The organism is Promicromonospora iranensis (genome assembly GCF_028994805.1).
GTDB lineage: Bacteria > Actinomycetota > Actinomycetes > Actinomycetales > Cellulomonadaceae > Promicromonospora > Promicromonospora iranensis.
The window spans coordinates 69,491-91,585 of sequence record NZ_JAJQQP010000014.1 but is presented as its reverse complement, the minus strand read 5'-3'; the positions used below and the strand labels follow the sequence as shown (position 1 = coordinate 91,585).

At 70.6% G+C, this 22,095-nt stretch carries 16 protein-coding genes and 1 tRNA gene; 10 read left to right on the top strand and 7 right to left on the bottom strand.

Annotation, left to right across the window (positions count from 1 at the left end; all coding sequences use genetic code 11):
* Nucleotides 1-76 precede the first annotated feature (76 nt).
* Both LUM46_RS21900 and LUM46_RS21895 read right to left on the bottom strand, forming a co-directional pair.
* On the bottom strand, nucleotides 77-1,732 hold the full coding sequence (locus LUM46_RS21900; RefSeq protein ID WP_274996971.1) for a peptide ABC transporter substrate-binding protein: 1,656 nt from the start codon (nucleotides 1,730-1,732) through the stop codon (nucleotides 77-79).
* A 218-nt stretch (nucleotides 1,733-1,950) separates the two neighbouring features.
* The gene (locus tag LUM46_RS21895) at nucleotides 1,951-6,000 is read right to left on the bottom strand and encodes an endo-1,4-beta-xylanase (protein ID WP_274996970.1); all 4,050 of its coding nucleotides are present in this window, start codon (nucleotides 5,998-6,000) and stop codon (nucleotides 1,951-1,953) included.
* Nucleotides 6,001-6,393: 393 nt separating this feature from the next.
* On the opposite strand from LUM46_RS21895, the gene eno reads away from it, so the two are divergent.
* The 9 genes from eno (at nucleotide 6,394) to LUM46_RS21850 (ending at nucleotide 15,215) form a co-directional block, all read left to right on the top strand.
* Nucleotides 6,394-7,674 carry a phosphopyruvate hydratase gene (gene eno / locus LUM46_RS21890; protein WP_274996969.1) on the top strand — a complete coding sequence of 427 codons (1,281 nt, stop codon included), beginning with the start codon at nucleotides 6,394-6,396 and terminating at the stop codon, nucleotides 7,672-7,674.
* A 170-nt stretch (nucleotides 7,675-7,844) separates the two neighbouring features.
* Entirely contained in the window at nucleotides 7,845-8,855 is a 1,011-nt protein-coding gene (locus tag LUM46_RS21885) for an FtsB family cell division protein (protein WP_274996967.1), read from the top strand.
* A gap of 71 nt (nucleotides 8,856-8,926) precedes the next feature.
* Nucleotides 8,927-9,427 carry a DUF501 domain-containing protein gene (locus LUM46_RS21880; protein WP_274996964.1) on the top strand — a complete coding sequence of 167 codons (501 nt, stop codon included), beginning with the start codon at nucleotides 8,927-8,929 and terminating at the stop codon, nucleotides 9,425-9,427.
* A 134-nt stretch (nucleotides 9,428-9,561) separates the two neighbouring features.
* The gene (locus LUM46_RS21875; protein WP_274996961.1) at nucleotides 9,562-10,512 is read left to right on the top strand and encodes a Ppx/GppA phosphatase family protein; all 951 of its coding nucleotides are present in this window, start codon (nucleotides 9,562-9,564) and stop codon (nucleotides 10,510-10,512) included.
* Between the two features lie 81 nt (nucleotides 10,513-10,593).
* Complete coding sequence (locus LUM46_RS21870) at nucleotides 10,594-10,926, top strand: PadR family transcriptional regulator (protein ID WP_274996959.1); 333 nt, start codon at nucleotides 10,594-10,596, stop codon at nucleotides 10,924-10,926.
* On the top strand, nucleotides 10,923-12,236 hold the full coding sequence (locus LUM46_RS21865) for a hypothetical protein (protein ID WP_274996957.1): 1,314 nt from the start codon (nucleotides 10,923-10,925) through the stop codon (nucleotides 12,234-12,236). Before LUM46_RS21870 ends, LUM46_RS21865 begins: the two co-directional genes overlap by 4 nt.
* Before the next feature lie 183 nt (nucleotides 12,237-12,419).
* Nucleotides 12,420-13,877, top strand: coding sequence for an NAD(P)/FAD-dependent oxidoreductase (locus tag LUM46_RS21860; protein WP_274996955.1), 1,458 nt, complete (start codon nucleotides 12,420-12,422; stop codon nucleotides 13,875-13,877).
* Nucleotides 13,878-14,023: 146 nt separating this feature from the next.
* Nucleotides 14,024-14,097: transfer RNA gene (locus LUM46_RS21855), tRNA-Leu, on the top strand.
* Between the two features lie 179 nt (nucleotides 14,098-14,276).
* On the top strand, nucleotides 14,277-15,215 hold the full coding sequence (locus LUM46_RS21850) for an alpha/beta fold hydrolase (protein ID WP_274996952.1): 939 nt from the start codon (nucleotides 14,277-14,279) through the stop codon (nucleotides 15,213-15,215).
* Nucleotides 15,216-15,263: 48 nt separating this feature from the next.
* On the opposite strand, the gene LUM46_RS21845 is transcribed toward LUM46_RS21850, so the two are convergent.
* Complete coding sequence (locus LUM46_RS21845; RefSeq protein ID WP_274996951.1) at nucleotides 15,264-17,504, bottom strand: excinuclease ABC subunit UvrA; 2,241 nt, start codon at nucleotides 17,502-17,504, stop codon at nucleotides 15,264-15,266.
* 155 nt (nucleotides 17,505-17,659) lie between these two features.
* Between LUM46_RS21845 and LUM46_RS21840 the strand changes: the two genes are divergently transcribed.
* Nucleotides 17,660-18,154: a helix-turn-helix domain-containing protein gene (locus LUM46_RS21840; protein ID WP_274996949.1), complete on the top strand. Its 495-nt coding sequence runs from the start codon at nucleotides 17,660-17,662 to the stop codon at nucleotides 18,152-18,154.
* A 4-nt stretch (nucleotides 18,155-18,158) separates the two neighbouring features.
* On the opposite strand, the gene LUM46_RS21835 is transcribed toward LUM46_RS21840, so the two are convergent.
* The 4 genes from LUM46_RS21835 to LUM46_RS21820 form a co-directional block, all read right to left on the bottom strand.
* Nucleotides 18,159-18,758: a ClpP family protease gene (locus tag LUM46_RS21835; RefSeq protein ID WP_274996948.1), complete on the bottom strand. Its 600-nt coding sequence runs from the start codon at nucleotides 18,756-18,758 to the stop codon at nucleotides 18,159-18,161.
* Nucleotides 18,759-18,838: 80 nt separating this feature from the next.
* Complete coding sequence (locus LUM46_RS21830; protein ID WP_274996944.1) at nucleotides 18,839-19,540, bottom strand: ArsR/SmtB family transcription factor; 702 nt, start codon at nucleotides 19,538-19,540, stop codon at nucleotides 18,839-18,841.
* Nucleotides 19,541-19,605: 65 nt separating this feature from the next.
* Nucleotides 19,606-19,821, bottom strand: a complete 216-nt coding sequence (locus LUM46_RS21825) for a hypothetical protein (protein WP_274996942.1) — start codon at nucleotides 19,819-19,821, stop codon at nucleotides 19,606-19,608.
* Between the two features lie 183 nt (nucleotides 19,822-20,004).
* Nucleotides 20,005-22,056 carry a catalase gene (locus LUM46_RS21820; protein WP_274996940.1) on the bottom strand — a complete coding sequence of 684 codons (2,052 nt, stop codon included), beginning with the start codon at nucleotides 22,054-22,056 and terminating at the stop codon, nucleotides 20,005-20,007.
* Between the last annotated feature and the right edge of the window lie 39 nt (nucleotides 22,057-22,095).

Here is a 22,095-nt window from a genome sequence, read left to right as displayed (position 1 = left end):
CTTCGGTCGTCCATGACCGCGAGGTAGTGCCGTGGTGCGTCGGTGGCACTACCTCGCGGTGATCACGTGCGGGTGGTCAGCGTGCCGAGACCTCGATCTCACGCAGGATCGGCGCACCCGAGAACGGGTTCAGGATCACGTTGTCGAGCCGCTCGCTGTAGTACGTGGCGCTGAAGCTCCAGCGGAACGGGATGGTCGGGAAGTCCTCGGCCAGGATGCTCTCCGCCTCCTGGTAGAGGGCGACGGACTCGTCCAGCGAGCCGGCCGCGGCCGCCTCGTCCAGCTTGTCCTCGAACTCCTCGCTGTACCAGCCCCAGTGCCCCGCTCCGGGCTCGCCCGAGGCGTAGAAGCTGAGGTAGTTCTCGTTCAGCGGGTAGTCCGGGAACCAGTTGTTCCGGAACATGCCGTCATAGCCCTGCTCCGCACGGGTGGTGAAGTAGTCAGGGTCGATGTTGAGCTCGTACGGGATGCCGAGCACCTCCTCGATCGAGTTGCCGATCGCGGTGAAGTACTCCACCTCCGCCTCGTCGTCGCCCAGGCTGATCTGCAGCTTCCCGCCCTCGGGCCAGCCGCCCGCCTTCTCCAGCGCCGCCTGGGCGGCCTCCGGGTCGAAGACGCACCACTCGCAGGTGCCCGCCTCGCCACCGGGCACGCCACCAGGGACCACCCAGGAGTCGGCAGGGGTGGCCTGGCCGCTGCCCAGCGAGCCGATGATGCCCTCGCGGTCGATCGCCATCGAGATGGCCTTGCGGAACTCCTTGTCGTTCCACGGGCCCTCGGTGTAGCCCGAGAAACCGAGGTACGTCAGAGCGGCCCCGGGGCGCTCGACGTAGCGTTCGGCGAGCTCGGGGTCGTTCTTGGCCGCCTCGACCTCTGCGGTCGGCGGGAACGAGAGGTCGAGGTCGCCGGTCTTGAAGTCGGCCCACCCCGCGGTCTCGCCCGTCGCGTACTCGGTCCAGTGGATCGCGTCGTACTCAGGGGTCTCGTCGAGCGGGTAGTCCACCCACTTCTCCGCGGTGAGCTCCTGACCCTGCGACCACTCGGTGACCCGGAAGGGGCCGTTGCCGATGGGTTCGAGGGCGCACTTCTCGACGTCGTCCAGGCACTCCTGCGCGACGGGGAAGAAGCCGGTGTAGCCGAGCATCGTCGCGAAGCCGGCGAACGGAGAGTTCAGCGTAACCTCAAGCGTCAGGGGGTCGACGACGTTCAGCCCGGACAGCTCGTCAGTCGCACCCTCCTTGACGATCTCGTCGTTCTCGTCCGTCTCCGGCTGCATCTCGTCGTAACCCTGGATGATGCTGAAGAAGTAACCGGAATACAGACCGTTGTCACCGTCGGCGGTGTAGTTCCAGCCACGGGCGAACGCCTCGGCGTCGACGGGCTCACCGTTCTGGAACGTGAGGTCCGGCTTGATCTTGATGGTCCAGACCGTGTTGTCGTCGTTCGGCTCGATCGACTCGGCCACGTAGTTGTACGGCTCGGTGGTCTCCGGGTCGTACCGGACCAGTCCGTCGTAGACGACGTCGAGAACGCTGATGTTGTCGTACGCACCGGCGTCGCCGGGGAACAGCGTCTCCATGTCCTGGCTGATCCAGGTCTCCAGCGTGACCGGGCCCTCGGCGTCGTCGTCCGTGGTCTGGCTCGGGCTGCATCCTGCGACCGCCAGCGCCACGGTGGCGCACGCGGCAACCGTGGCGAGTGGCGCCTTTCGTCCTGCTCGTGCATGCGTCATTGCTTGCCTCCCCAGTTCGTCTCCCCCGTCTGTGGGTGGGGAGGTTTGGACCATATCGCCACGGGAGGCCGGTTGCCTGGAAACTCGTGTAAACCATCTGTAACGATTCGTCAGGACCCCTTCCTGTTCGAGGCAGGAGGAACCAGGTCCAGACCAGGTCCGGGCCGGAGTTGTTTCTGTTTCAACCTTCTGAGACAGCAACAACTCCGGCCCTTCGCTCACCGCCGCACGGTCACCGGATCACTCGTCGCGGACGCCGTCGTGCCGTCCGCGGCCCGGGCCGTGACCTGCACGGAAAGCGCGTGCCCGACGTCCCACGGCTTCACCTTGTAGGTCGTCCCGTCGCCGGACGACTTGCCGCCGCCGTGGACCGGCTCGCCGTCCCGGAGCCACCGGTACGTGTACGTCGCCTCCTGCGACCACGTGCCCGGGTCGGCCGTGAGGATCTTGCCCTTGACCGCGCGGCCCGTCACCACCGGCGGGGTGAGGCTGACCAGCCCGGTGTCGGCCACGAGCTGGCCCACACCCCAGCGGGCGGTGGACTGGTAACCGGTCCCGGTCGGGTCCGCCCAGTTCCGGACGGCCGTCCGTGCACCGTCCGTCGCGTCGTTGACCTGGAAGTCCAGGCCGTGGAACGTGCCGAGCCCGCCGTAGGACAGCAGGTCGACCGATGCCTCGACCCGGTACCCGCCGTCGGTCCGGGTGGTGGCGCTCGCCACGCGAGCGCGCTGCGCCGCCTCGTCGCCCGTCCCGAACGACACGGCGTTCTCGGCAGAGATGCGGATCTGCGTGTCGTCAGCCCGGTAGCCGCCGTTCTTCGCGTTGCCCCCGTCCACGTAGATCTCCACGGAGTCCTGGATCCACGGGTCGGAGCCGGAGACGTCGACGACGGGGTCGGCGACGTCCGCCAGGACGAACAGCGTGCCGTCCCGCCACACCGTGCTGACCGTGGCCACCGCGCCGCCCGAGCCCTCCACCTCCTTGGTGGTGGACACCTCGCCGGCCGTGGCCCACACGTCGTCGACCTCGCCGTCGATCTCCGGTGCCGCGGCGGCCTGCGGGACCTCCAGGTACGACAGCTCCTCGACCAGCGTCAGCGTGCCGAGAGCACCCGGCGTGTTCCACGCCGTCGTCGCGTCGCCGCTGGTCACCCGGGCATCGAAGGTGACGGTAGTGCCCTCTTCGAGGGCACCGGGCAGGTGCACGACGGCGTCGTAGCCGCCCTCCCGCTCCGTCACCACGGCGTCCGCGCCGGTGCCGGTCACCGCACCGTCGCGGCCGACCACGTACTCCGCGTCCGGCCCGACCTCCGTGCCACCGAGCACCAGCGTGACGGCATCGCCGGCGGCGGGCTCGGCGTCGTCCACGGAGACGAACGCCGTCAGGTGGTCGGACGCCCAGCGGAGCTGGAACGCGGCCTCGCCGCCGTCCGGCGCGGCGAACGTGTGCCGCGGCAGCCGGTCCCACTCGGGGGACGCCGCGGCGTCCCCGTCCAGCGGCACGTCGCCCGCGAACACGTTCGCGGTGCGCAGACGCGCGGGGAGCTCTGCCCCGACCGCACCGTGGTACGCGGGCTTGGCCTGGTACCGGTCGTCGAAGATCAGCGGCGCACCGCTGTCGACGCGCCACGACCGCCCGTCGGTCAGGCCCCACACCGTCACGCAGAACAGGTCCTCGGCGTGGGTGCGGAACACGTCGAACGCGTCCCGGAAGTAGTACCCCTGGTCGATCAGCCGGGCCTGGCTCACCGGCGTGCCCGTCGTCACGTCGAGCTCGGTGACCGCCTGCGTCACCGGCAGGTCCGCGAACCGCTCGATCGCACCCTCCAGGGCGCTCACCGGCATCGCGAGCGACACGTGGAACTGGTGCCCCACACCGTCCACCGGCACCCCGCGCTCCAGCAGCCGCTCCACCAGCGCGCGGTACCGGTCCTGCTTGCCGCCCTGCTCCGTGTTGTAGTCGTTGATGAACAGGGTCACGGGCCGGTCGGCACCGGCCGGAGCGGCGTACGTCTCGTTGAACGCCTCGTCCGCGTACCGGAACGTCAGGTCGATGAACTCCTCGCCCAGGACCCGGAACCACTCGCTGCGGCGCAGGCCGTCCGCGTTCTCGCCGCCGTCGGACACGACCTCGTTGACCACGTCGAACGCGACCAGCGGGTTGGTGTCCGAGCCGAAGAGCCCGTAGTCCGAGCTGAGACTCTCCGCGATGTCGAACACGTGGGTGCGCAGGCGCTCGCGGAGGATCTCCTTGCCCGTCTCGTCGGCGGGCAGCGGCTCGCCGGCGTCGTCCTGGAAGAACCAGTCGGGCGTCTGGCTGTGCCAGGCCAGGACGTGACCGTAGACCTGCAGGTCGTTCGCCTGGGCGAAGTCCATGAGCGCCGTCGCCTCGGGATGCCGGCGGAAGGCGCCGTCGGCGTCGTACCAGGCCTCCGGCTTCATGTGGTTCTCGGGGGTGATCTGGCCGAAGTGGCGGTCCAGGAGCTGGGCAGCCGCACCCGACGTCTCGCGGCTGTCGATCGCGACGCCCACGGGGAAGTCGGTCGTCTCCTGGATGCCGGTCAGGTCCTCGATCAACGGCGGCTCGGGGACCGAGACCACGATGTCGTCGATGAGCCAGTCACTGGTGATACCGCCGTTGTAGGCGGTCTCGAAGTACAGCAGGGCGCTGTCGTGGGCCGGCATGGAGAAGGTGGCGGTCACCTGGGTCCAGCCGGTGCTGGTGATGCCGTCGAACTGGCCGAGCGTCGCGAAGGTCTGGGCGTCACCGGTGGTGGTCGCCAGGCTCAGCCAGATGTCGCCGGTCGCCTGCCCCTCGGGGTAGCGGACCCATGCGGAGACGTCGTAGGTGACGCCCGCGCGCAGCACGCCCGTGACGTCCCGGCCGATGCCGTCACCCGTGACGTCGCGGCCGGTGAGCGCCGCCGAGCGGGTGGAGTCGTGGCCGTCGGAGTCGGTGACCGCGAGGACGAAGTCCGAGGCCTCGGTGCCGTTGCGCGGTGCCCAGCCGCCGAGCGTGCCGTCCTCGAAGTCGGTGCTGATCACCGGGCCTGACGCCGGGGGAGCGCCCTGGGGAAGGACGAACGTCCAGCCCTCGGCCAGCCGCTCGGTGACCACCGTCCGGACCGCGGCGAGGGTGCCCGACCGGTCGCCGCCGCCGTCGTGGGCCAGCACGAGCTCACCCGGGACCATCGCGGAGCGCAGGTTGGCGGTCAGGGTGTCGACGTCCTGCGTCTCCCAGTCGGCGATCGTGTTCCGGACGGCGAGCGGCTGCATGCCCAGCTCGACGGCGACGCCGGGGGTGACGCCCCACGAACCGTTCGGGGCACGCCAGAAGGGGACCTTCTGGTTCGGGTTGTCGAGCGCCTCGCGGATGATGCCCAGGTTCGCGACCAGGTCCGCGCGCACCTGCCCCTCGGACCAGGAGCCCATGTCGGCGTAGCCCGTCGAGTGGTTGCACAGCACGTGGCCGTCCGCGACGATCCGGCGCAGGAGCGCGGCGCCGCCGTCGGCCTGGATGTTCTGGCCGATCACGCAGAACACCGCCCTGATGTCGTGCTCCGCGAGGAAGTCGAGCAGGGCGGGTGTCGTGCCGGGGTTGGGGCCGTCGTCGAAGGTCAGGGCCGAGACGTCACCGCTGCCGTCCGCGAGATGGGCGGGGGTGGGCACGGGGTTGATCGCGCCGCCGGGTACGACGTCGTCCGGCGGGACGGTGTCAGAGGTGGTCACCATGATGTCGTCCACGAGGAGGGTGTAGGGCGCGTCCTGGTCGGCGCTGCCGACGTAGGCCTGCAGCTCGGCCGGGTCCCCGTCGGCCGTGTACGTGCCGGTGACGGTGGTCCAGTCCGAGCCGATGGTCGTGTTGCCGATCCAGGCGTAGGACGGCTTCATGACGAACCGGACGCCGGAGCTGGTCGGCGCGGGCTGGCCGGGGTCGGTGCCCTCGGCGAGGCGGGCGCGCATGCTGAAGGTGTAGGTGACGCCGGGCTGGAAGATCCCGGTGGGGGACTGGACGCCCTCGTAGTCGGCCGCCCGGGTGATGGCGAGGACCTTGCCCGCGCCGTCGGGGCCGGGGTCGGCTACCACCTCGAGGCCCGCACCGCCGCTGGGCGCCCAGGTGCCGGTGGTGCCGTCCTCGAAGTCGACGGAGGTGACGACGGTGTCGGCGGCTGCGGTGGTGGTCGTGGCCGTGGTGGTCGGAGCCGTGGTGGCGCCGGCGGCGCTCGCGGGCGCCGCCGTGAGGGCTCCGGCAGCGACGAGCAGTGCCAAGCCTGCGGCTGTGAAACGATTTCGAAATGGCGGACCGGGCGGGGTGAAACGATTTCTATCAGGCATGCGGCGCTCCCTTGCGCGTGTTTCCGGTGGGTCGAACGCCGGAGCGACAGTGCTGCGGCGGACAGGGGCAGCGTAGCCAGCGCGCGCGCCGTTCGTCGAGAGGTGGCGGGAAGCTATGCGGGGCTCAAGGCCGGCGCCTACCCAGCGATCTGGCCCGAGATCCGCACCGCTTCGGGCCAGATCGCTGGGTACATGCCGACCGTCGGCGGCGTCCGGCGGGTGGCACGCGCCGGCGCGAGCGGACAGTGGACGGTTCCGCGCCCTGCTGCCGGACGTCCTACGCTGAGTCCGTAACCTCCGAGCACCATCCTTAAGAAGGAGACCCCGTTGGCTAGCATCGAAGCCGTTGGAGCACGCGAGATCCTCGACTCGCGCGGCAACCCCACCGTGGAGGTCGAGATCGTCCTGGACGACGACACCTTCGCCCGTGCGGCGGTCCCGTCCGGCGCATCGACCGGCGCGTTCGAGGCCGTCGAGCTGCGTGACGGCGACAAGGGCCGTTACCTGGGCAAGGGCGTCGAGAAGGCGGTCGCGGCCGTCAACGACGTGATCGCTCCCGAGCTCGTCGGGTATGACGCCGAGGAGCAGCGCATCATCGACCAGGCGCTCCTCGACCTGGACGGCACCTCGAACAAGGGCAAGCTGGGCGCGAACGCGATCCTGGGCGTGTCGCTCGCCGTCGCGAAGGCTGCCGCCAAGAGTGCCGGCCTGGACCTGTTCCGCTATGTGGGTGGCCCGAACGCCCACGTTCTCCCCGTGCCGATGATGAACATCCTGAACGGCGGGTCCCACGCGGACTCGAACGTGGATGTCCAGGAGTTCATGGTCGCCCCGATCGGCGCCCCGACGTTCCGTGAGGCCCTGCGCACCGGCACCGAGGTGTACCACTCCCTCAAGTCCGTGCTGAAGGAGAAGGGCCTGGCCACCGGGCTGGGCGACGAGGGCGGCTTCGCGCCGAACCTCGGCAGCAACCGTGAGGCGCTCGACCTGATCCTCGTCGCCATCGAGCGGGCCGGCCTGACCCCCGGCAAGGACGTCGCGCTCGCGCTCGACGTCGCCGCCACGGAGTTCTTCTCCGACGGCGTGTACGCGTTCGAGGGCGGCAAGAAGACCTCTGACGAGATGATCGCGTACTACGAGCAGCTCGTGGCCGACTACCCGCTGGTCTCGATCGAGGACCCGCTGTCCGAGGACGAGTGGGGCGCCTGGGCCGGGCTCATGAGCAAGGTCGGCGACAAGGTGCAGATCGTGGGTGACGACCTGTTCGTCACCAACCCCGAGCGTCTCGCCCGCGGCATCTCCGAGAAGTCGGCGAACTCGCTGCTGGTCAAGCTCAACCAGATCGGCACGCTCACCGAGACGCTGGACGCCGTGACGCTGGCCCAGCGCAACGGCTTCACCACGATGACCTCGCACCGCTCCGGCGAGACCGAGGACACCACCATCGCGGACCTGTCCGTCGCGACCAACGCCGGCCAGATCAAGACCGGTGCCCCCGCCCGTGGCGAGCGCATCGCGAAGTACAACCAGCTGCTGCGCATCGAAGAGGCGCTCGACGAGGCCGGCACCTACGCCGGCCGGTCGGCGTTCCCGCGCTTCCAGGGCTGAGCCCTGCTGGCTGGGCGACCCTGAAGAGTCCGCTTCGACCGAGCGATCCGGCATGTGTCTCGTCCGAGACGTGTGCCGGAGGGCTTGGTCGGGGCGGACCTTTGCTTTGACACACGGCGCGCCGGAGGTAATGCCGCTACAAAGGCCTGGCGAATCGGCACAATCGACCCATGCCTTCCTCACGTCGCCCGGCGCGACCCTCGGGTGCGGCGCGCGGCTCGGCTGCGCGCCCGTCATCGACCCCGCGTGCGGGCTCGGGAGCCTCGGGCGCGAAGAAGACCAAGGGGTCGGCTCCGGCGCCCACCGGCAAGGCCGCACCGAAGAAGCCGTCCGGCTCCACGGCGAAGGGCGCCACGCCCCGAGGGACGGCGAGCAGGGGGACGGCAGGCAGGACGGCGAGCAAGGGGACGACGGGCAAGAGCGCGACGGGCAAGAGCACGACGAGCAAGAGCACGACGGCGAAGGGTGCCGCCCGGAAGCCGGGCGGCTCGTCCGCGCGGGCAGCCGGCTCGTCGCAGAGCAGGGCGACGCCGCGGTCGGCGTCCGCTGCGTCCGCCGGCCGCAAGCCCGCCGCGTCGTCGTCCGCGGGTCGCCGCACGGCCGCGCCCCGGAGCGCCCCGGCCCGGGCCGCCGCGCGTCCGGGTACGGCGGCTCCCAGGGCCGCGCGGCCGACGTCGGGCGGCGGGGCGAAGCGCCCCACCCAGCCGCGTCGCCGTACCGCGCTCAGCTCCGGTGGTTTGCCGCCGCGTGCCGAGCGCAAGCGCGGCAGCTTCGGCCTCGTGCTGCCGGAGGTGCTGACGGTCCGCGCGATGGTGCTGTCCGTGGTGGTCCTTCTCGCGGTGGTGCTGCTGCTGCCGACGGTTCGTGCCGTCGTGACGCAGCAGGCCGAGCTGCGCGAGCTGCGGTCCGAGCTGAGCCAGCAGCAGGACCAGAAGGAGCAGCTCGAGACCGAGCTCGAGCGCTGGGACGACCGGTCGTACGTGATCGAGCAGGCGCGGTCGCGGCTGCGGTTCGTCATGCCCGGGGACAAGGTGTGGCGCCCGCTCGACACCGACTCCGTCGAGCAGGAGGAGCCGGGTCCGGGCGTCGTCGAGCCGTCGCCCGAGGCGTCCGAGGATACGGACGCCCCCTGGTTCACGAACGTGTGGGACTCCGTGCGGATCGCCGGCGGCGACGAGTAGGCCGGCGGGGCCGCCCGTGCCCTTCCTCGCCCGGCCGCCGGGCAGTCCGCGTCCTGGGAGACAATGGGTGGGTGAACACCGCGACTGAGACCGTGTCCGACGACGATCTGCGCGTCCTGGCCGAGCAGCTCGGCCGCGAGCCGCGCGGTGTCGTGGGGATCGCGGCACGCTGCGTGTGCGGCCGTCCGACGGTGGCGCGCACCGCGCCCCGCCTGCCCGACGGTACGCCGTTCCCGACCGTCTTCTACCTGACGCACCCCGGGGCGGTCGCCGCGGCCTCGACGCTGGAGGCGAACGGCGTGATGAAGGAGATGACGGCGCGGCTCGAGACGGACGAGGAGCTCGCCGCCGCGTACCGGAAGGCGCACGAGCACTACCTCGCCGAGCGCGAGGCGATCGGCCATGTCGAGGAGATCTCGGGGATCTCGGCCGGGGGCATGCCGACCCGCGTCAAGTGCCTCCACGTGCTCTTCGCGCACGCGCTGGCCGCCGGGCCGGGCGTGAACCCCCTCGGTGACGAGGCGCTCGAGCTGGCCAAGGACACCTGGCGCCCGGACCGCTGCACCTGCTGAACCTTGGCCTGAGCGCGACCGTTGCGGCGACGCGGCTGTTCTCGGCGCAACGGTCGCGCTCACAACCACGTGAGGTTTCTCGCGGAACGGCACGTCCGACCGCCTCGGGGCGGAGGGGCTGGGAGAATCCTCCCGTGACTTTCTCTCGCGTAGCCGCGATCGACTGCGGCACCAACTCGATCCGCCTGCTCCTCGCGGACGTCGACGCCGCCGGAAACCTCACCGAGCTCGACCGCCGCATGGAGGTCGTGCGGCTGGGCCAGGGTGTGGACCGCACCGGCGAGCTCGCCCCCGAGGCGCTGGCACGCACGCTCGCGGCGACCCGTGAGTACGCGGCCGCGATCGAGGCTGCAGGGGCGCAGCAGGTGCGGTTCGTGGCGACGTCGGCCACGCGGGACGCACGGAACCGGGACGAGTTCTTCGACGGCGTCCGGGCGGCGCTCGGTGTCGACGTCGAGGTCATCACGGGCAGCGAAGAGGCCGAGCTGTCGTTCCGCGGAGCCACCGGCGCGGTCGCCGAGGCGCACGCCGGCCCGTTCCTCGTGGTCGACCTCGGTGGCGGGTCCACGGAGCTCGTGCTCGGCACCGGTTCGGTGGACGCGAGCGTCTCCATGGACATCGGGTCGGTGCGGATGACGGAACGGCACCTGCACAGCGATCCGCCGTCGGCCGCCGAGATCGAGGCCGCCCGCGCGGACGTGCGAGCCCACCTGGACGACGCCGCCCGCGTGGTCCCGCTCGCGAAGACGGCCACCCTGGTCGGGCTGGCCGGGTCGATCACCACCGTGACAGCGCACGCGCTGGGGCTGACGGAGTACCGGCGCGAGCGCGTGAACCAGGCGGAGCTGCCCGTGCAGACGGTGCTGGACTCCTGCGCTGCCCTGGTGGAGGCGCCGCGGGCCGAGCGGGTGGCCATGGGATTCCTGCACCCGGGCCGGGTCGACGTGATCGCTGCGGGGGCCCTTGTCTGGTCCGAGGTGATCTCCCGTGTCGCGTCCGACGTCGCGGCGGCCGGCGGTTCGCTCACGAGCGTGGTGACCAGCGAGCACGACATCCTCGACGGGATCGCGCTGTCCATGGCGTGAACCGCCCGGCATGCACCAGCCGGCGGGCCGGCGCGGCGTGTCTCGTCGCGCTATTACGCATTGCGCGGTACCGTGCTGTCCGTGGATACGACACAGCTGCTCAAGGGAGTGCTTGACGCCGCGGTGCTCGCGGTCGTCGAGCAGGAGGACGGGTACGGGTACGACATCGTCCGGCGCCTGCGCGCCCGCGGCGTCGAGTCCGGTGAGGCCTCCGTCTACGGGACGTTGCGCCGCCTCTACGCGAGCGGCTCGCTCACGAGCTACGTGGTGCCGTCGGAAGAAGGGCCGCACCGCAAGTACTACGGCATCACCCCGCACGGACGGGAGGCGCTGAAGATCCAGCGCAAGGAGTGGCAGGAGTTCGCCGGCACGGTGGCCGGACTTCTCGGCGAGAGGAACGAGGCAGCTCGATGAGCACCATCACCAGCAGTGACGCCCTGTCCGCCCATGTGCGTGGCTATGCGCAGGCGGTGCGCCTGCACCTGGCGCACCTCGGCCAGGACGTGGTCGACGACCTCACGGACGGGCTCGAGGCCGACCTCACCGAGGCGGTCCTGGACGAGGCGGCGCCACCTGCCGACGGAGCGGGGACCCAGGCCTTCGACCTGGCAGCGCGCTTCGGGCCCGCGGACGAGTACGCGACCGAGCTGCGCACGGCGGCGGGTCTGCCGCCGGCCCCCGCCGGGGCACGGGCCGGGCGGGGGCCGGGCCGGGTGATCGGGGAGGCCTGGGCCGGGGTGTCCGAGCGGTGGCGCTCCTCCTGGCGGCCGCTGACGAGCACGCCGGGCTGGACGGCGTTCGTGGAGTTCGCGCGGTCGCTCGCCCCGGCCTGGTGGATCCTGCGCGGCTGGGTCGGTGCACAGGTCGTCATGTGGCCGTTCGGGATGAGCGATGTCACGCTCTGGCCGTCCTCGACCGGTGGGCAGATCGTGGTCATCGCGGCGATCGTCGTGAGCGTCCAGTGGGGGCGTGGCCGGTGGGTCCCGCGCTGGACCTGGTTCCCGCGGGCCAACGCCGTCGCATCGGTCGCCGCGGCCCTCCTCGCGATCCCCATGGTGATCGACGTCGAGGCCGACTCGCGACCGGTCGTGGCCGACTACTACTCGGGCTACGACTCGGGCTTCGACGAGGGTTTCAACAACGCACTGGTCTCTCGGGGCGGCCCGGGGAACGGCCCGGAGGTGGACGGCGTCTGGGTCGACGGCGTGCGGGTCAGCAACCTCTTCGCCTACGACGCGGCGGGCGACCCGATCCGCGACGTGCAGCTCTTCGACGACCGGGGCCGGCCCGTGCGCACGATCGGCAGCGACGCGACCTGGGACACCTGGTCCGTGCCCGACGTCCCGGGCGACTGGAGCTTCCAGCCCGCCATCGCGTCCGACGGTCGCACCCGTTGGAACGTCTACCCCCTCAGCGCCGTGCCCGGCGAACAGGTCGGAGTGGACGACGGCAACGGTGACATCCACGGCCCCGAGGAGCAGGGGCACCCGGTCCCGCCCACGGGGGTCCAGCCGCAGGAGATGCCCTGGCCGTTCCTCAAGGCACCGACGGCGATCGAGAACGGCGTGGCAGACCGCGACGACCCCGGCGCGACGACCCCGGCACGTCCTGGCAGCGACCACCCGGCGAGCGACCCCGCAAGGGACCTGGTGCGTCCGGGCGAGCGGGCGACGTCGGACAGCGGGACCCGGGAGCCGACGCTCGAGGCGACGCAGGCCGACTGACACCGGTTCCGATGCCGCTCACGGACCGCCGTCCGCCGGGAACTTCCGGCGGCGGTGGTCCGTTGTGGGTGCCAGAGGATCGAGGACGTTCCTGCAGCGGCGACGACGGCGTGGTGTGCATCACGCCCACGCCGCTCTTTGTCGTGTCGATACGGATGCGACGCTCGCGGTACCCTGGGAATCATGCCTCAGAACGACCTGACCTCGGTCAGCCATGCTTCCGATGCGGCGAGCACGCCGCGCCCGCGGAAGGTGCCGCGCATCGTGGTGCTCGGCGGCGGGTCCGTCGGCCTCTACGTGGCGCGCCGCCTGCGTAAGAAGCTGAAGAAGCGGGAGGCGGCCATTGTCGTCGTCGACCCGCGGCCGTATATGACGTACGCCCCCTTCCTGCCCGAGGCGGCCGCTGGGTCGATCGACGCCCGCGACGTCGTCGCACCGCACCGCAAGGCCCTCAAGGGCATCGACGTGCTGCAGGGCAAGGTCGCCGCGATCGAGCACGGCCGCAAGGCCGTGAAGATCCAGCCCGAGTCGGGCGACGAGTACGAGGTGTCGTACGACCAGCTGGTCGTCGGCCTCGGCTCGGTGTCGCGCACGCTGCCCATCCCCGGCCTCGCGGAGTCGGCCATCGGCTTCAAGAACGTCGAAGAGGCCATCGCCGTCCGCAACCACGTGATCAACCGGATGGACGTCGCGTCCTCCACGTGGGACGCCGACCTGCGCAAGCGCATGCTCACGTTCACGTTCGTGGGTGGCGGGTTCGCCGGTATCGAGGCCCTCGCCGAGATCGAGGACATGGCGCGCTACGCGACGCGGCAGTACAACACGATCGAGGCGTCCGACCTGCGGTTCGTCATGATCGAGGGCGCCGGCCGCATCCTGCCGGAGGTCACGGAGCCGATGGGCGAGTACGCGCTCGCCGAGCTGAAGAAGCGCGGCATCGAGTTCCACCTCAACACGTTCCTCTCGTCCTGCGTGGACGGGCACGTCGTCACCTCGACGGGCGTCGAGTTCGACACCGAGACGATCGTGTGGACCGCCGGCGTCAAGGCGAACCCGGTCATCAAGGAGGCGTCCGACCTCCCGTTCGACAAGATGGGCCGCGCCATCGTGCTGCCGACGCTGCAGGTCGCGACGGAGGACGGTGAGGTCGTCGAGGGCGCCTGGGCCGCCGGTGACTGCGCCGCCGTGCCGGACGTGAACAACCCGGGCAAGTTCTGCCCGCCGAACGCGCAGCACGCGATCCGCGAGGCCGTGCGCCTCGCCGACAACATCGTGGCGCTCTACAAGGACAAGCCCGCCGTCGACTACGACCACAAGAACCTGGGTGTCGTCGCGTCGCTGGGTCTGTACAAGGGCGTCGCCGAGCTGTTCGGCTTCATCAAGCTTCGTGGGTTCCTGGCCTGGGTCGCGCACCGTGGCTACCACGTCATGGCGATGCCGACCGGCAACCGCAAGATCCGCATCCTGATCGGCTGGATCGGGCAGTTCCTCATGGGTCGTGAGCTTGTGTCGCTCGGCTCGCTGCACGACCCCCGCCAGGAGTTCCGCAACGCGTCCGTGCCGCCGAAGCCGGTGGGCGAGAAGGTCGATCAGCGGGCGGAGTCGTCCGCCTCGCGCGCGGAGTCGGGTTCGGCGAGCTGACCCTCTGACGCTGGTGGGCTCGGGCCGTGCCGTCGCGGCCATGTGATCCTCCGCTGGCCACGTGGTCCGCGGAGGATCACATGGCACGCGGGAGATCGCATGGCAGGCGCCCGTTCGTGCGGAGGGCTCGGTAGTCTCTGCGGTGCGCCCCCATAGCCCAACTGGCAGAGGCAGCCGGCTTAAACCCGGCACAGTCCCGGTTCGAATCCGGGTGGGGGCACCGGCGTCGGCCTTGAGCTCACCACCGTCTTGGTGGGTCTGCCCACGTTTCCGGGTGGGGTGATCCCGAGGCGCAGCTCGGGGGGTGGTGCCCTGTCGGAGCGGTCACGCTGTCGGAAGACTGGATGCAGAGCGACGCACTTCCAACTGGAAGGTCGCGCTTCCAGCTGTGGGGATGACATGCGAGCCCTGAGGTTCATCGGCAAGACCCTGGCGGGCCTGCTCGCCACCCTGCTCGTCCTGGTGGGCGGCTTCACCGGATACCACCACATCATGCTCCGTCACGAGGCGAACGAGCTCGAGCCTGCCGGGCAGATGACGACCGTCGACGAGCACCGGATGTCAGTGAGCGCGCACGGGCCGAAGAACGACGAGCCGGCAATCGTCTTCATCTCCGGAGCCGGGACGGCCTCGCCGATTTACTCCTTCAAGCCGCTCACCGATCGCCTCGAGGACGAATTCCGCACGGTCGTGGTCGAGCGGTTCGGCTACGGGTACTCCGACGACATCGACACTGACCGGCACGTGGCCGCCATGCTCGAGGACACCCGCGAAGCGCTGCGGCAGGCCGGGGAGATACCGCCCTACGTCCTGGCGCCGCACTCGATGGGAGGACTCGAAGCCCTGTACTGGGCGCAGACCTACCCGGACGAGGTGGCCGGTGTCGTCGGGCTCGACATGGCTGTCCCGCACTCCTACGACCTGCTCGACCTCGAAGGTGAGAAGGCCACGATGGACCTGGGGCGAAAGCTGAAGTTCCTCGGGCTCTCGAGGCTCATGGGTGGTGACGACCTGGCCGCTGGGCTCGGCTCCGACCAGATCGCCCAGCAGAGCATGCTGACCCACCGGAACTTCCTCGCCGACTCGCAGTACGGGGAAGGTCTCGCGCTCCTCGACAACGCGGCAACCGTGCAGGCGGGCGACGTCCCCGACGACCCGATGCTCATGTTCGTGTCCGACGGCGATGAGATCGGCGACTTCTGGGTGCCCGCCAGCACCGAGTTCGCCGGCCAGGCTGGTGCGGAGCTGGTGCAGCTCGATGTCGGCCACTACGTGTTCCAGCATGAGCCGGACCTGATCGCCCAGCAGACGGCCGCGTTCATCGAGACCCGCCTCTGATCGCTGGGCGCCGGGCGCCCAGCGCCGGCGTGTCGGCGCGGCACACGATCAGGCGACCAGCTCAGCGAGGTGGCGGCCCGTCAGTGACCGCTCCTCACGGGCGAGGTCGGCGGGGGTTCCCTCGAAGACGACACGTCCGCCGTCGTGCCCGCCACCGGGGCCCATGTCGATCACCCAGTCGGCGCGGGCGACGACCGAGAGGTTGTGCTCCACGACGATGACCGACCGGCCGGAGTCGACGAGTCGGTCGAGCAGGCCGGCGAGGTTGTCGACGTCCTGCATGTGCAGGCCGGCGGTGGGCTCGTCGAGGACGAAGACCGCTGTGTCGCTGCCCATCTCGATCGCGAGCTTGAGTCGCTGCCGCTCGCCGCCGGACAGGGTGTTGAGGTGCTGCCCGAGGGAGATGTAGTGCAGCCCGACGTCGGACAGCCGGGACAGCATCGGCAGGACCGTCTTCTCCGTGAAGAAGCCCAGCGCCTCCTCGACGGACATCCCGAGCACATCAGCGATGTTCTTGCCGCGCAGGGTGTAGTCCAGCACCTCGTCCGTGAACCGCTTGCCGCCGCACGCCTCGCACGGACTGGCGACACCCGCCATGAAGGCGAGGTCGGTGTAGATGAGGCCGACACCCTTGCACTCCGGGCACGCGCCGGCGGAGTTCGCGCTGAACAGCGCGGGCTTGACGCCGTTCGCGCGGGCGAACTGCTTGCGGATGGGCTCGAGGATGCCCGTGTAGGTCGCCGGGTTGGACCGGCGCGACCCGCGGATCACCGACTGGTCGACGAACGTCACGCCGTCGCGCGGCAGGCAGCCGTGGATCAGGGAGCTCTTGCCCGATCCGGCCACGCCCGTCACGGCGACGAGCATGCCGAGCGGGACCTCGACCGAGACGTCCTGGAGGTTGTGCAGGGTCGCGTGCTCGATCCGGAGCGCTCCCGTCCGGGTGCGCGGTGTCTGCTTGAGCGTGACGGCCTGGTCCAGGTGCTTGCCCGTCGCGGTTCCCGAGTTGCGCAGCCCTGCGATGTCACCCTCGTAGACCACCGTGCCGCCGTGGGTGCCGGCACCAGGCCCCATGTCGACGAGGTGGTCGGCCGCGGCCATGACCTCGGGCTTGTGCTCCACGACGAGCACCGTGTTGCCCTTGTCCCGCAGGCGCTGCAGCAGCGCGTTCATCTGCCGCACGTCGTGGGGGTGCAGCCCGATCGTCGGCTCGTCGAACACGTAGGTCATGTCCGTCAGGGCGGACCCCATGTGCCGCACCATCTTGGTGCGCTGGGCCTCGCCGCCCGACAGCGACGACGACTCCCGGTCCAGCGACAGGTACCCCAGCCCGATCCGCTCGAACGTGGCGAGCAGGTCGTTGAGACCGTCGAGGATGGGCTGGACCTGCGGGTCGGCGAGGTCGCGCACCAGCTCGGCGAGGTCGGTGAGCTGCATGGCAGCCGCCTCGCCGATGTGCTTGCCCTTGACCAGCGACGACCGCGCCCGGTCGTTGAGCCGCGTGCCGCCGCATGCCGGGCAGGCCGTGAAGGTGGCGAGCCGGTCGACGGCGGCCCGCATCGCGCCCTTCATCGACTCGACGTCCTTGACGAGGTAGAGGCGCGTGATCTTGGGGACCAGCGACTCGTAGGTGACGTTGATGCCGCCCGCGACGATCTTGCGCTCCGCGCCGTACATCAGGTCGTGCCACTCGGTCTCGGTGTAGTCCGCCAGCGGCTTGTCGACGTCGAACAGGCCGGAGTCGGCGTAGACCTTCCAGTACCAGCTGCCGACCCCGAAGTTGGGGAACGTGATGGCGCCCTCGTTCAGCGACTTGGTGCGGTCCACGAGCGCTTCGGTGTCGACGGCGGAGACGCGGCCCAGGCCCTCGCAGTTGCCGCACATGCCCTGCGGGTCGTTGAAGGAGAAGAGGTTCGACCCGCCGACGTGCGGCCGGCCGAGCCGGGACCAGATGACCCGCAGCATCGTGTAGGCGTCGGTGGCCGTGCCGACCGTCGAGCGGGCGTTGGCGCCCATGGGCTCCTGGTCCACGACGATCGCGGCCGACAGGTTCGACAGGGTGTCGACGTCGGGCCGCGGGCGGGACGGCATGAAGCCCTGGAGAAACGCCGGGTACGTCTCGTCGATCAGGCGCCGCGACTCGGCGGCGACGGTGCCGAACACGAGCGAGCTCTTGCCCGAGCCGGACACCCCCGTGAACACGGTGAGCTTCCGCTTGGGGATGTCGATCGAGACTCCCTGCAGGTTGTTCTCGCGAGCTCCGCGCACCTCGATAGATCCGAACACCACTGTCCTCTCCTGGTCGGTGGTCCCATGGTGCCAGGAGCCACTGACACGCACCCTGGCTTCGCTCTCGGGCGTTACGCCAGGAGCAGACGCCGGAACGACCCGCGGTGTCAGTGGGGTTGGGTACCGTGACGGGTACCAACGGCGGGAGTGGGCAGATGGCAATGATCTCAACAGGTACTGCACGCACTGCTGGGCTCGGCACCACGAACGACGGCAGGCCAGGGTCGAGACCCGGCACGCTCGAACACACCCGTGAACCGTTGCTGCGTGACCTGGTGGGCGGCATCCTGCGGCGCACCCGCCGCGAGCAGCGCCGCACGCTGGCCGACGTCGCCACCGACGCCCGGGTGTCCACGGCCTATCTGTCCGAGGTGGAGCGGGGACGCAAGGAAGCCTCGTCCGAGGTGCTCGCCGCCGTGTGCGAGGCGCTCGGCATGCGCCTGGTCGACCTGGTGGAGCGGGCCTGGGCGGAGCTCGCCCTCGCACTGGCGGCGCAGGAGGAGAGCCGCAGGGTCCGCGTGCTGTCGTCCGCGGCTCGCCGTGCGGCCGGCTTCTCGTCGTCCCGCCACCCCCTGCAGCCCGAGCACACCGCACCGGCCGGTACCTCCGGCCCCGGCCGGCGAGGCGAGGCAGTGCTGCTGGCGGCATGAGACCTCAGAGTCCGGCGCGTCGCTTTCCGCCCGGCCGGACGTCGTTCACCTGGTCCACGATCTTGTCGATCATGCCGTAGGCCAAAGCCTGCTCTGCGGTGAACCAACGGTCGCGCTCGGAGTCGGCGGCGACCGTCTCGACGGGCTGGCCGGTGTGCTCGGACTGCAACCTGGTCATCACGTCCTTGACGTGCCGGATGTTCTCGGCCTGGATGACGACGTCGCTCGTCCCGCCGATCCCACCCGCTGGCTGGTGCATCATGATCCGCGCGTGCGGCAGCGCGTAGCGCTTGCCCTGCGTGCCCGCGGCGAGCAGGAACTGCCCCATGCTGCCCGCGAACCCGACGGCGACCGTCGAGACGGCGTTCGGCAGGAGCTTCATCGTGTCGTGGACGGCGAGCCCGGCGCTGATGGAGCCGCCGGGGGAGTTGATGTAGAGGCTGATCTCCGCGCCGGCGTCCTCGGCCGAGAGCAGCAGGAGCTGCGAGGTCACGCGGTTGGCGACGGCGTCGTCGATCTCGGTGCCGATGAGCACGATGCGCTGGTGGAGCAGGCGCGACGCGACATGGTCGTCGATGGGCTGGGTGTGCGGTGTCTCGGTCATGTCCCCACGATCGGCCCGCGCCCGGCTGCGCGGTAGCGATCTCTGCCCGCCGCAGATCTGCTCATGGCAGACCGCTGGTGTCAGAGCGGGTTGCCCTCGGGGTCGATCGTGGGGAACACGTCGAAGTGGACCTCGAACGGGACGGCCCCGGGCTCGCCCTCCTGTCCGCTCAGCGGGTCGAGATGCTCCGCCGCGAACCGCTCCCAGGCTTCGATGACCGCCTTGGCCTGGGCCGGTGTGGCCCACTTGTTGGCCGTGATGAACGTGGCGGCGCCCTGCCAGGTCTCCAGGGTCGCTTCGTCGACCTCCTGTCCCGTGCGGACGAAGGCCATCACGCGTTCGTTGCGGAGCCGTAGGAACTCCATGTTGACGGCCTCTGCGGTCTGCCGGCCCGCGGGGGAGTCCTTTCCCGCGCTGGAGATGCTGAACCCGCCAGGGGTGCGTTCCCACCACCGTTCCCGGGCCGTGCCCTTGCCCTCCACCTCGCGGACGAGGCCGTGCTTGGCCAGCTGGCGAAGGTGGTAGCTCGTCGAACCGCTGGACTCACCCACGATCTCGCCGAGCTTGCTGGCCGTGAGCGGCCCGCGGATCGGCAGCAGGTCGAGGATGCGGATGCGCAGCGGGTGGGCGAGCGCACGCAGAGCCGCGGGGCCGAGCTCGGCCGGCGGGCCCACGGCCGGGGACCCGGGCGGATCTGGCACCGCGCGCGGCGTCAGGGATGCCGGGGAGGGGGCGTCCGGTTCCGCCTGCCGGCCCGAGGAACCCTTGCGTGCTGTCGCCATAGGCAGGACGTTACCCACTCGGCGGAGCCGGGGTCGGACGCGGCCGGTGCGCGGCGACGTGCCGGTCAGCGCAGGGAGAGCGGGTGGCGAGCTGCCGTGTTGTCGCGCACGCGCTCGGCCTGGGCACGCTGTCGCTCGGCGCGCTCGATCTCGCGACGCCGCGCCTCGGGGTCGGGCCGCCTGGGTGTCGCGGGCTGCTGGACCCTGGCGGCCGCGGTCGGCAGGGGAATCCCGAAGGGCTGGACAACACCGGTGCGGACGGCGGGGGTGTAGACGCTCATCGCGATCTCCTGACTGCGGGGCTGGGTGGGGTGGCGCGTGTTGCCACCCTACGCACGCCAATAACTCTTTGCAAGGTATTCTTTGCAACCAAGTCTTTGGACATCGCGCGGTCACTGCGACTTTGCTGGAACCGCCCGCCCGGCCGACGGCTCCCGGCCCGCGGACCCCACCGGCAACCCGGCTCACCCCGCGAACATGGCCAGCCGCTCCCAGGACCGGTGCATCCCGAGCGCGTCCCGCAGCGGCTGCACGCAGTCCCGCACGCCGTCGCAGGTCAGCACACCGGGCGCCGCGGTGTCGACGCCGGAGCTGGTGAGCAGGTCGGCGCCGTCGCCGAGGGCGACCATCGCCTTCCCGTGCCGGAACGCCTCCAGGAGCAGGACGGCGGTGCGCGGCTCCGCGGCCAGGGCGCTGCCGACGACGCCGGGGGCGACCACGACGGCGTCGTACTCCACTGAACGGGTGGTGAGCAGCGTGCGCTCCACCGTCTCCGTCTCCGCAGAGCTGCCCGAGACCTCTCCGCCGTGCGCGGCGATCGCGCGGACCACCACGTTCTCGTCGGCGTAGGCGGTCCGGAGGTCGGAGACCGGCGTCAGGTCGCCGCCCTCGGCCACCAGGACCCCGACCACCCGACCGTCCACGCGACCGGGCTCGGCCGGGATCTGGGACAGCGCGGGGGACGGCACGACGCCGTCGGGCACCTCCCCCTCGGGGACGGGGAGCCCGAGCCCGGCCGCCACCCGCCGGACCAGGTCGGAGTCGACGCGGGCGAGCGACTTGAGCACGCGCTCCTTGACCTCCTGGCGCAGGCACTTGCCGAGCTCGAACGTGAACGCCTCGACCTCGTGCGCCTGCTCCACCGGTGTCAGCGACAGCCAGAACATGCGGGCCTGGCTGAAGTGGTCGGTGAACGACACCGGGTGGTGGCGGCCCTTCTCGCCCGAGACGGGCGTCGGGAGCGTGACGAACACGCCGTCACCGTCGGGCTCGGTCACCGGACGGTCGTCGTCGATCTGGTTCGGCTTGTAGGTCACGACACCCCTGTGCACGGCCTGCTGGTGCATGCCGTCACGGAACATGTCGTTCACCGCCGCGCGGGGGCGGTTCACCGGCAGCTGGGCGAAGTTCGGGCCGCCGAGCCGCGTGAGCTGCGTGTCCAGGTAGGAGAACAGGCGGCCCTGCATGAGCGGGTCGTTGGTGACCTGGATCCCGGGCACCACGTGATCCACGTGGAACGCCACCTGCTCCGTCTCGGCGAAGAAGTTCTCCGGGGCCTCGGTGAGGGTCAGGAGGCCGACGGTCTGCACCGGGCAGATCTCCTCCGGCACGATCTTGGTGGGGTCCAGCAGGTCGATGCCCTCGAACATCTCGTCCGGGGAGTCGGGCATGATCTGCAGCCCGAGCTCCCACTGCGGGAACGCGCCTGCCGCGATGGCGTCGTAGAGGTCGCGGCGGTGGAAGTCCGGGTCGGCGCCCTGGGTGATCTGCGCTTCCTCCCACACCTGGGAGTGCACGCCCAGCACGGGCTTCCAGTGGAACTTGACGAGCGACGTCGAGCCGTCGGCCGCCTCCATCCGGAACGTGTGGACGCCGAACCCCTCCATCGTGCGGTAGCTGCGCGGGATGCCGCGGTCCGACATCGCCCACATCGCCATGTGCGTGGACTCCGTGTGGGACCCGATGAAGTCCCAGAAGGTGTCGTGCGCGCTCTGAGCCTGCGGGATCTCCCGGTCGGGCTCCGGCTTGCCCGCATGGATGATGTCGGGGAACTTCACGGCGTCCTGGATGAAGAACACCGGGAAGTCGTTGCCCACCAGGTCGAAGGTGCCCTCGCGGGTGTGGAACTTGGTGGCGAAGCCTCGCACGTCACGCACCGTGTCCGCGGAACCGCGGGAGCCGAGCACCGTGGAGAACCGGACGAAGACCTCGGTCTCCTCGTCGGGCGTGGCCAGGAAGGCGGCCTTCGTCACGGATGCCGCGTTGCCGTACGCGCGGAAGACGCCGTGCGCACCGGCGCCACGGGCATGGACCACACGCTCGGGTATCCGCTCGTGGTCGAAGTGCGTGATCTTCTCGCGCAGGTGACGGTCCTCGAGCAGCACAGGGCCGCGGGGACCAGCGGTGAGGGAATGGTCGGTGTCGTCCACACCGACGCCCTGCGCCGTCGTCAGGCGGTCGCCCTCCTGGGCGTGGAGGTCTGGTTCGTGGGTGACGGGGTTCCTGTCGCGCGCCATGGTGCGCCCTCCGATCGGGAGCTCAGGATCGCGGCCCGG